We start from the raw sequence: 9,462 nt of genomic DNA on the forward strand, positions 1-9,462 counted from the left end.
GCCGAAGAACGCTAGTGATCCGCGCGCGCAAACCCTGCACTAAATTGAAAGTTCCGGGCCCGCGCACGCTAAACGTTGCAACCTAAAGGAGGGGTACTTTTTGGACGCCGATAAGGGGTTCCGTTTAAACACGATCTGGCCAACCGCTTTACCCGGGCGGTGGCCGTTGGCAGCCCGCGCGAGTTCATCTTCGCCCTGCAGGAAGATCAGTAGGTCGCCGAAGCGTGCAACCGCCTGATCAAGAATGCCATCATTTGCTGGAATTATCTCTACCTTGAAACGCGCCTTCGGGCTGCTGATGCCGAAACGCACGCCGAGATGATGAAGACCATCAAGGCCCATTCGCCGCAGTCGTGGGCTCACATCAACATGCTGGGGGAATACGATTTCTCCGACAAAACGCTCGCAGACAGCTTCGGGATCCTCCCCTTGAAAAAAACTCTTGAAACCAGGCCGCCATTGGAGGAGCAAAATTCTTCAAATAAGCCAAGACTTCAATGCCTTGGCCGAAACCCTATGTCGCATTCTGTACCTTTGCGGGGACGGACCCCACTATGCTTTAATGACATATTCGGTCTCCTTGATGACAAATAATGCTCTCAAAAAGACCGGAACGAAACCGAGGCAAGACCACCGTATATCTGTGCCCCTTTAATGCTCAGGAGCCATTATTGCTCGTATATAAAATCTCTCAAAGTTTTAGCGTAGAGCTTTGGTTTCTCTAAATAGGGAAGATGTCCAGCATTCAATTCAATTAATGTCGCATTTTGCAAGTTTTTATAAATTGAATGTCCCATTGATGGCAAAGTAGCCTCATCATAGGTGCCAATAATAGTAAGACAGGTGTTTGATATACGTTTCACTAATGGACGCAAGTCCATTGTAGCAATAGCCTGGCACCATCCGATATAACTTTCCGCGTCACACGCGTTGAAATCATCTAGCGCGCGCAGGTAGTCCAGCGTTTCGCCTTTGTGGTAATCGGGTGAAAAAAAACGTTTGACGGCATTTTCTGATGCTGCGCAGATGCCACCTTGTCTGATTATCTCAACACGTCGCAGTAAAGGTTCAGGACGGACATAAGCAGATGTGTTGGATAAAATAAGTTTATCAAATATATCCGGTAGGCGTGCAGCAAGTTCTATTATAGTCATTGCCCCAATGGAAATACCGCAAACATCGGCACCGTACCAATTCAAGTGCAAAATGACGTCATGTACATCGTCCACATTGTCTGCAATGGTGCGGGGGCCGGTCATTGGATCCGACAATCCATGCCCAGCCTTATCGATCCGCAATATCTGAAAATCGGTCGCAAGCTCTTCGACAACACTACCCCAGGATGCTGTCGAAGTTCCCAACGAGTTAAGGAGAACCAGCCGCTTGCCGTTTTCGTTTCCGTCCATTCGATAGAAAATTTTACGACCGTGTTTTTCCAGATACATGCGTATTTTCCCAACTATACGCCGAGATATCGGCGCTGGATTTCCGGATCAGTTGCCAATTCCGAGCCAGGCCCCGAATACACGACTTTACCTTTTTCATAAACATAAGCGTGATGCGACAGGCGCAAGGCAAGATGAGCATTCTGTTCGACCAGAAGCACCGACATGCCTTGTGACTTACCTATTCGAATGATCGCATTCTCGATCTCTTCTGTAACTTTTGGCGCCAGTCCTAGTGACGGCTCGTCGAGCATCAAAAGTTTGGGCCGTGACATCAACGCGCGACCGATTGCAACCATTTGCTGCTCACCACCAGACAAGGAGCCAGCGATTTGTTTACGACGCTCCGCCACGCGCGGAAAGAGACCAAAAATCAAATCCAGGCTCTCGGTGATTGTTGCACGTCCGCGAGCACAATGTGCTCCAGTCAGCAGATTGTCGATTACCGTCATGCGCGGGAAGAGTTTGCGCCCTTCTGGGGAAAGTGAAATGCCTTTACCCACGCGGTCTACCGACGATGCATGCGTAATATTATGCCCGTCGAACTCGACCTTACCAGATGCAGCGGGCAACAAACCCATAATGCATTTTAGTGTTGTGGATTTTCCGGCACCATTTGCGCCGATCAGGCTAACGACTTGCCCTTCGCCCACGAAGAACGATGCATCCGAAACCGCTTCAAGCACCCCGTAGCGCGCCGATATATTCTCAACCTTCAGCATTTCGCGTACCAAGATAAGATTCAATTACTTGCGGATTTGAAAGCACCTCATCGGGCGCGCCTTCTGCAATCACGCGGCCCTGAGCAATAACGATGATCTTGCTCGATATCCGGCGCACCAGAGCGATATGATGTTCAACCAACAACACGGTTAAATTATACCGTTGTTTTATGATGGTAATCAGTTCACCAAACTCGTGTGATTCCTGGCTATTAAGACCTGCTGCCGGTTCATCCATTAAGAGGAGCTTTGGCCGTGTTGCAAGACCTATCGCAACGCCGACTTTTTTCTGCAAGCCGTACGATAGCGTACCGGCAACACGGTCACGCACCGATTGTAAGCCGAGTGTTTCAATAATTTCGTCAACATTTGCCATATCTGCTGCCATTGCTGCGCGGCGTGAAGATGATTGGGGCAAGAGACCCTTTAAAATTGAACCTTGCAAGCGCCAGATAGTGCCGCGTCGAACATTTTCCTCAACCGTTTCGTTTGCGTAAATGGTTGTTTGTTGGAAAGTTCGTGCTAGTCCTAGACTGACCACCTTGCTCGGCGCCAATCCTGTTATCTCTTGTCCAGCCAGAAAAATCTGTCCTTCTGTCGGTTTTAAAGTACCGGTAACCACGTTGAATGCGGTGGTTTTGCCGGCTCCATTTGGTCCTATAATTCCGACCGTCTGATCTTTCTCAACTTTAAAGCTTATATCAGACAGGGCCCGTAGACCGCCAAACTGTTTGGCAACGTGTCGCACTTCAAGCATTGTGCACCTTTCCAAATAGCTTTTGCAGTCCGAGTAAGCTTCCTATCGAGCTTACGCCGCGGGGCAGGAACACCAGAATGGCGACGAGAACAACACCGTAAAGGAGATGCTGGTAATGCAGAGAGCCACGTAAAAATTCCGGCAATGGTGTCAGTATGATAGCACCGAGAACTGGGCCCCAAGTCGAGCGAACACCACCGACGACAAGCATCGTCACCATGGCAATTGCCATATGTACGTTAAATGACTCTGGCGAAATGAACCCCATATAGCCGCTATATAGAATGCCTCCAAACGCAGTAATGGTAGCGCCTAGAATAAACGCTGTAAGCTGCACTTTGGATACACTAATACCTGTCGCTTCGGCCAATTCAGGATTAGTATCCGTCGCAATAAAAGACGTGCCTTCCGGCGTACCGAAGAAGCGCAACATGATCGCAGTCGTAATGATCGCCAGAACCGCTACTACAGCATACCATTGTTGGACAGTTTGTACCGTATATCCAAAAACGCTCAATGGTGGAATACTGGATATACCGCTTGCACCACCGGTGACATCCGACCATTCGAGAAGGACCAAACGCACAAATTCTGCAAAGGAGAACGTGACGAGGACGAAATAGACACCGCGTAGCTTAACCACAACGCGTCCCAACAATAACGCCATTGCACCATTGATTATGAGTGCAATAAGTGAGGCAACCATCCATGGCAAATTCAGCTTGATTACGAGCAACACGGTCGCGTATGCACCAATCGCGGCAAAGGCTGACTGTCCCATTGATAGACGCCCAGTGCGCGCCACCACGGATAAACCTGTCACCAAAATTAGGTTGATACAAACCATGACTCCAATATGCAGGTGAAACCGATTTGGTGTTAACAAGGGAAGCGCTATTGCAGCAGTGACAAGCACTGTAAGTGAAATAAGATTTTTACGCATCAACCCTTCTCCCCAAGGAATCCTTGTGGACGCAACACGAGAAACAGGATCACACCACCGAAAAGGAACATATCCGCATAGCTTGATTTCAAGAATGTGCCTGCGAAACTCTCCGTTAATCCAAGTAGCAGGCTAGCGAGTGCCGCGCCAGGAATTGATCCCAATCCACCCACAATTACAACGATGAAAGCCTTGACCATAGGGCCGAAACCAATTGTCGGGGAAACTGAAAAAACAGGTGCCATTAATGCACCGGCTAGTGCAGCAAAGCCCACGCCGATACCAAAACCTAATGGATAATAAATTGAGGTTTTGATGCCTTGTGCCTGCGCTGCCTCTTCATCTTGAACCACGGCGCGTAAGGCCCGACCGAAGCGCGAATGGTGAAAGAAAAAATAGAGCGCAATCAAGGATGAAATAGAGAAAACACCGACCAATATGCGCGAATTTGGAATGACGGCCGAGCCGATTTGCAAAGCGCCACTGGTGATGGCTGGCATGGAACGAGGGTCGGGGCCGAATATTACCAGCGCCAAACTCTGGAGGATCATCCCGATGCCGATGGTAGCAATCATACCGCTCAATTCATCGCCACGCATGGATCGCAGGATAAACCGCTCAGTAAACAGCCCTAGAATGAGTGCGACCGTAAATGCCAGCAAAACGACTAAAATGAACGGCAGCTTAAGATAGACAACGCTCACATAGGCGACAAAAGCGCCGACCATATAGAATTCGGCATGCGAGAAATTGGCAATTCTCATCAAGCCGAACACTACAGTGAAGCCAACAGCCATCAGCAGATAAAGACTACCGATGACCAAGCCGTTTACTATCGTCTGTATGATGATTGTTTCAAGAGGCATTACTTCTCAACCTCTACGTCGACACAACCGTCCGTAACGTTGCAGCGCGACCGAATAACTTCGGCGCCATTCACGACTTCGGCTACATAGAATGGTGCTTCGACCTGACGATTAATGCCATAAGTAGCTTCGCCACCAATCGAAAGCTTGCCGGTTGCACCAGAATAGTCTTTGGTTGCCGCGAGTTCTTCAGCGATTTTGGTCGTGTCCTCTACAGTGCCCGCACGTGCAATTGCCTGAAGCAGCATACCTGTTGCATCATAGAATGCCGGATTGAAACCATTCATCGCATTTTGATAATTGGCTGCGTATTTATCCATATAGGCTTTTGTTTCTGGCAGACTTGGATCAACAAGCGTGTGAACCAACATGCCTTCAGTTGCCTCAGGACCTGCAACATTGATGATGTCCTGCGTTGCAGGTCCACCTGTACGGATGATGTGGCCCTTATAGCCGAGTTCGCGCAATTGCTTGACGATCAGGCCGCCAGAGGCCGGCGCATTGATGTTGAGTTCGATTGCGTCAACATTCTCGCCGATGATGCGCGTCAAAAGAGGAATAAAATCAACGCGCTCACGTTCATAAAATTCCTTACCAGCTAATTCTACGCCAGCTTTGCTGTAGGCTTTCTCGACATCTTTTGCGACCTGCTGTCCCGTTTCGTCATTCGGGAACAGGGAGCCAACTTTCTTGATGCCATATTTCTTTACGAACCAATCAATCTGCGGCTGCGCAAACTCTACCGTCGTCACATTGGCGCGGAAGGTCAGCGGAGCGGACGGGTTCAGCGCTTTTTCGCTAAATGCCATCGTCATCATCAGCATCTGGCCGCGCTCGGTGATCGGCTGGATAGCCAATGCTGGTGCGGAACCAACCGGCCCTACGACAAATTTGGCATCATCCTGGAAGGCTAGACGGTTGACCGCAGTCACGGCTTCACCTGCTTGATACTTATCGTCATATGGAATGACAGTGACTTTGTAGGTTTTGTCACCCACTTTGAAGCCACCAGCGTCGTTGACATCTTTTGCAGCCAGCTCAGCACCGTTCAGTATTGCCTGTCCCCATGCAGCGCCTGCACCGGAGATCGTTACAACGGCACCAATTTTCAGCTCATCCTGCGCATAGGCAGATGTTGCGCCGAGCAATGCCGCCGTCAATGCTAGTGTACATTTTTTCATGTTACTTCCTCCCGCTCACACTTCGGTTCACAAACCAACGCATCAAAACGCTGGAGCAAATCGATATATTATTTTAGCTGAATTAACCTGGCTGTGATAATAGCGATAATCAACTGATAGCTAATAAGCACTCGGGCAATAGTTAATAATTACTGAGCGCCCTATTCTACTACACCATCAACACGAAGTTCTTCTTGAACATTATCGAGAACAACATAATTATCGTAATATGTCAGTGTGGGCTTAGCCCCGAAGCGCTTTTCCATCATTGCCGACCAGCCTTCATTATACCAAGCTTCAGCATCTGCGCGTGATTTCCAGATGTATACTCCACCGCCGCCATTTGCACCGTTAAGATAATATTTGCAGATCAGACCCGGTAATTTAGCAAAAGTAGGAGCTGACGATCGTGCGGCCGCAATGGCATCTTCTTTTGATCGCTCAATACCTGGAATTTGAACTATTGCAATGAGCATGGGTTTCTCCGGTTGTTTCTCTATTCCTCAATTTTGAAAAGGAAACCCATAAAGTCAAATTATTATTTTAAATTACTTATAATAAAATGTTATGTGGCAACCGATTGTCGTATTTGCTTCACGAGAGAAATTTATTTGTAGAACATCATTCAATACTGGATCGAACAGCCTTGAGCCGTGCTTTGATTTCCTTAATTAAAGTGCTCATGGGCTGAGAGTGTGATATGCCCGCGGGGAAAATCAATTTGGGTTCAAATTCCATCGCGGGATCGAAGCGGCGTGTCAGCACTTTTTCATGTCCGGTACCACTGGCGGATAGCGCATCAAGTATCGAGACACCACTACCCTGCGCCACCATCTCACAAATCGCACTGCCAAGCGTAAATTCACCCACAACCTGCATCGGCACACCCGCATCGACAAAAGCACGTGCGACTCTTTGCTGTAAAAGACTGCCAAGTGGAGAAAGGAACAAGGGTTCGCTTACAAGGTCAGCAGGCTCTATGATTTCTTTTCGCGATAAAAAATGTCCAATAGGCAAAACACAAACTACGGGGAAGCTTGGCAAAGCTTCAAACTCGATGCCTGCGGGGCTCGGAGGCGTGACCGTTAGCCCAATATCACATTGCTGTGTCGCAACAAATTCCATAATCTCCGATGATCGCGTAACTGTAAGTTTGACCCTCACATTGGGCCAGCGTTCACGAAACTTCGTTAAGGCGTAGGGGATACATTGATACGCGAAGGCTCCTGTCGTCGCTACATGAATAACTTGTTCCCGCTTTGCGCGAATGGTGCGCGCAGCACTAACGATATGACTCAAACCGATAAAACTTTTTTCAACTTCGTTATAGAACAGAACTGCATCCTGCGTAGCAAAAAGTCCGGTGCCCGTACGTTTAAACAGCGTAAACTCGGTCGTCGCCTCAAGATCCTTTATTAAACGACTGATTGCTGGCTGAGTTACAAACATTAGATTTGCAGCAGTTGTCATACTGCCAGTCTGGAATACTAGGCGAAACGCTTCGATTTGTCGAAGATTGATTTTCAATTGCCACCTCATAACATTAGGGCATAGTGGAAGTTATTTTTGAATTAGACATTCTGGGTGATCTTTGTCAAATAATAGTAAAACTGCCAAGTTTGGCCGATGACAATTTGAAGAATAGGTTACTTACAATGAGCTGCGACGAGACCGAAACAATCGTTATTGGTAGTGGCTTCGGCGGCTCTATAACAGCATCCCGTCTTGCGGAAGCAGGTGCAAAAGTAACTTTGTTCGAGCGAGGCCCGTGGTGGGATACGATTCCCACACGCTCTATGGGTGTAACCAAACGAACACCCTTTCCACGTGGTTTAAGCTTGATAACCCGCTCCGTTAGGTCGATCGATCATCCACTTTTACCATGGGGTAAGACACAATTTAATTGTCTTGGCTTATTCGAACTATACTTTTCCAAAGGTATGGAAGTCGTCTGCTCTTCTGGGGTTGGTGGTGGCAGTCATGTCTATTCCGCAGTACATCGTCGGCCTGCCTCACTTGATTACTGGGATGGATGGACTGACGACCTTTCCGAAGAAACAATGGCGCCCCACTATCAAAGTTTCATAGAGCGTGTGGGATCCACGAAGCCCGAGCCGCATAATCGTCCTCCCTATACCGCACCAGTCGTTTATGCGAATGACAAGAATTTTGAGGCGGCAATACCAAAGGTTGATGTTAGGGTAGGTTTTTTATTGCCTGAAGACCCTAGACAACCTCGTATGGTTACTACATCCATTGGTGTTCACCGCCACGAGGCTGATTACAAAAGTGGAGACCATGGATTCTTAGGCTCACCATCCGGCGCAAAATCCTCTATGGATATAGTATATCTGGCTTCTGGTATGAAATGTGGATTGCAAGTCTATGATCTGTGCGAAGTCATTTCAATCGAACATATTGCCAAAACGGGCAAAAGGTTTCAATTGCACTACTATGACCATAAAAATCAACGACGTAAATCAATCCGTTCTGAAAATCTTTTTATAGGTGCCGGAACATTCAATACCCTACGTTTACTGCTTGAAAGTCGGGATAAATACAAAGGCTTAACTGGAATGCCCAATCTTGGGCATCGCTTTAGTGGCAATGGTGACATCAGGGGCTATTGGGATTTAAACGAGAAAAACATAGATTTCACGCTCGGCCTACCAAGCAAAGGTGCCGTTGTAATTAAAGGAGCACCAGAGCCGCGTATTGCGATAGGTCGCAACAGTATGCCGAGTGTATCGGCTTATCCTTTACCACGCTTTATGCGTGATCGTTTAAAACGCGGTTTAGTTGTGAGTGGCATGGGAGCAGATGCAGGAGACGGCGTCGCTTTGATGCGTGGTAACAGGTTTCATATTGAGTTTAACCCTGCCAACAGCCCAGTCTATGACAAAATATATAGTACAATGCAGGAAATGGCAAGGTTGTCTGGCCGAAAAATCTATGCCAGCCGTCGCCCTTCAACTGTTCACCCAATGGGTGGTGCGTGTGTTGGCAAAGCAGGTGAAGGTGGAGTTATTGGCTCCAACGGACAAGTTCATGGCATTCCAGGCCTTTATGTAGTAGATGCCGCAGCGTTTCCTTCACCAACAGCTTCCCCCCCGACGATGTCGATTGGAGCATGGGCTGAGAATGTCGCTTCCCGCTTTTTGAAATGATGAACTTCAAGACATGCCATTCCGCCTCGGCCCCTATCACAGGGATCGAAGTAGCCCATGTGATCCGCAAGAACCATTTCCAACGAGAGACGTTCGTTATTTCAGGTATTTGCGGAACTCGCAGTATAAGAGCCTGACTCATAATGAATGCAACAATATCAGGCTCTTGCGATGCGTCGAGTGAGGAAGCGAATGTTCGCGATGTAAAGCCACGCTTCAGCTGATGCGATGCATCTTTCGAAGTCTTTTGCCAATCTGCGGCACCGTCCGAGCCATGCAAAGGTGCGCTCGACAACCCATCTGCGTGGCAGGAGTTGGAAACCGCTGGCCTGATCTGATCGCTTGATGTCAATCGGCGTTTAAACGGAACCCCTTATCGGC

The 9,462-nt window shown here is 48.3% G+C and carries 11 protein-coding genes and 2 pseudogenes; 3 read left to right on the plus strand and 10 right to left on the minus strand.

All coding sequences use genetic code 11. The features are described 5' to 3' along the window. Positions 1-39: 39 nt before the first annotated feature. A complete protein-coding gene (locus CEV31_RS13080; RefSeq protein WP_094507516.1) occupies positions 40-342 on the minus strand; it encodes a hypothetical protein in 303 nt (100 codons plus the stop codon). Here CEV31_RS13080 and CEV31_RS21565 point away from each other — a divergent pair. Then, the gene (locus CEV31_RS21565; protein WP_374847593.1) at positions 253-594 is read left to right on the plus strand and encodes a hypothetical protein; all 342 of its coding nucleotides are present in this window, start codon (positions 253-255) and stop codon (positions 592-594) included. The two genes, CEV31_RS13080 and CEV31_RS21565, sit on opposite strands and share 90 nt — an antisense overlap. Before the next feature lie 74 nt (positions 595-668). Here the strand turns inward: CEV31_RS21565 and CEV31_RS13090 are convergent, their stop codons facing one another. The 8 genes from CEV31_RS13090 to CEV31_RS13125 all read right to left on the minus strand — a co-directional run bounded on the left by CEV31_RS13090 (position 669) and on the right by CEV31_RS13125 (position 7,441). Next, complete coding sequence (locus CEV31_RS13090) at positions 669-1,445, minus strand: alpha/beta fold hydrolase (RefSeq protein ID WP_094507518.1); 777 nt, start codon at positions 1,443-1,445, stop codon at positions 669-671. A gap of 14 nt (positions 1,446-1,459) precedes the next feature. Next, positions 1,460-2,167, minus strand: a complete 708-nt coding sequence (locus CEV31_RS13095) for an ABC transporter ATP-binding protein (protein ID WP_094507519.1) — start codon at positions 2,165-2,167, stop codon at positions 1,460-1,462. Next, entirely contained in the window at positions 2,154-2,924 is a 771-nt protein-coding gene (locus tag CEV31_RS13100; protein ID WP_094507520.1) for an ABC transporter ATP-binding protein, read from the minus strand. The genes CEV31_RS13095 and CEV31_RS13100 overlap by 14 nt, the downstream gene beginning before the upstream one ends. Next, a complete protein-coding gene (locus CEV31_RS13105) occupies positions 2,917-3,867 on the minus strand; it encodes a branched-chain amino acid ABC transporter permease (RefSeq protein WP_094507521.1) in 951 nt (316 codons plus the stop codon). Before CEV31_RS13105 ends, CEV31_RS13100 begins: the two co-directional genes overlap by 8 nt. Further along, positions 3,867-4,733 (minus strand): branched-chain amino acid ABC transporter permease, encoded by an 867-nt coding sequence (locus tag CEV31_RS13110; protein WP_094507522.1) that lies wholly within the window; start codon positions 4,731-4,733, stop codon positions 3,867-3,869. The genes CEV31_RS13105 and CEV31_RS13110 overlap by 1 nt, the downstream gene beginning before the upstream one ends. Then, entirely contained in the window at positions 4,733-5,914 is a 1,182-nt protein-coding gene (locus CEV31_RS13115; protein WP_094507523.1) for an ABC transporter substrate-binding protein, read from the minus strand. The genes CEV31_RS13110 and CEV31_RS13115 overlap by 1 nt, the downstream gene beginning before the upstream one ends. 161 nt (positions 5,915-6,075) lie before the next feature. Then, positions 6,076-6,390, minus strand: coding sequence for a hypothetical protein (locus CEV31_RS13120; RefSeq protein WP_094507524.1), 315 nt, complete (start codon positions 6,388-6,390; stop codon positions 6,076-6,078). Positions 6,391-6,535: 145 nt separating this feature from the next. Continuing rightward, a complete protein-coding gene (locus CEV31_RS13125; protein ID WP_169717356.1) occupies positions 6,536-7,441 on the minus strand; it encodes a LysR substrate-binding domain-containing protein in 906 nt (301 codons plus the stop codon). A 128-nt stretch (positions 7,442-7,569) separates the two neighbouring features. Here CEV31_RS13125 and CEV31_RS13130 point away from each other — a divergent pair, with 128 nt between their 5' ends. Continuing rightward, positions 7,570-9,081, plus strand: coding sequence for a GMC oxidoreductase (locus CEV31_RS13130; RefSeq protein ID WP_143850941.1), 1,512 nt, complete (start codon positions 7,570-7,572; stop codon positions 9,079-9,081). After that, positions 9,078-9,210 (plus strand): annotated as a pseudogene (locus tag CEV31_RS21295) (IS6 family transposase); the annotation flags it as partial. The gene CEV31_RS13130 and the pseudogene CEV31_RS21295, both read left to right, overlap by 4 nt. Before the next feature lie 29 nt (positions 9,211-9,239). On the opposite strand, the pseudogene CEV31_RS13135 reads toward CEV31_RS21295, so the two are convergent. Next, positions 9,240-9,428, minus strand: a pseudogene (locus CEV31_RS13135) (transposase); the annotation flags it as partial. Positions 9,429-9,462: the final 34 nt, after the last annotated feature.

The sequence above is a fragment of the Brucella thiophenivorans genome, from assembly GCF_002252445.1.
GTDB lineage: Bacteria > Pseudomonadota > Alphaproteobacteria > Rhizobiales > Rhizobiaceae > Brucella > Brucella thiophenivorans.

Bases quoted from the DNA above. Each gene is read 5' to 3' on its own strand.
- CEV31_RS13090 (WP_094507518.1), bottom strand. From the start codon at position 1,445: ATGTATCTGGAAAAACACGGTCGTAAAATTTTCTATCGAATGGACGGA.
- CEV31_RS13080 (WP_094507516.1), bottom strand. From the start codon at position 342: ATGGGCCTTGATGGTCTTCATCATCTCGGCGTGCGTTTCGGCATCAGC.
- CEV31_RS13110 (WP_094507522.1), bottom strand. From the start codon at position 4,733: ATGCCTCTTGAAACAATCATCATACAGACGATAGTAAACGGCTTGGTC.
- CEV31_RS13105 (WP_094507521.1), bottom strand. From the start codon at position 3,867: ATGCGTAAAAATCTTATTTCACTTACAGTGCTTGTCACTGCTGCAATA.
- CEV31_RS13130 (WP_143850941.1), top strand. From the start codon at position 7,570: ATGAGCTGCGACGAGACCGAAACAATCGTTATTGGTAGTGGCTTCGGC.
- CEV31_RS13095 (WP_094507519.1), bottom strand. From the start codon at position 2,167: ATGCTGAAGGTTGAGAATATATCGGCGCGCTACGGGGTGCTTGAAGCG.
- CEV31_RS13115 (WP_094507523.1), bottom strand. From the start codon at position 5,914: ATGAAAAAATGTACACTAGCATTGACGGCGGCATTGCTCGGCGCAACA.
- CEV31_RS13120 (WP_094507524.1), bottom strand. From the start codon at position 6,390: ATGCTCATTGCAATAGTTCAAATTCCAGGTATTGAGCGATCAAAAGAA.
- CEV31_RS13100 (WP_094507520.1), bottom strand. From the start codon at position 2,924: ATGCTTGAAGTGCGACACGTTGCCAAACAGTTTGGCGGTCTACGGGCC.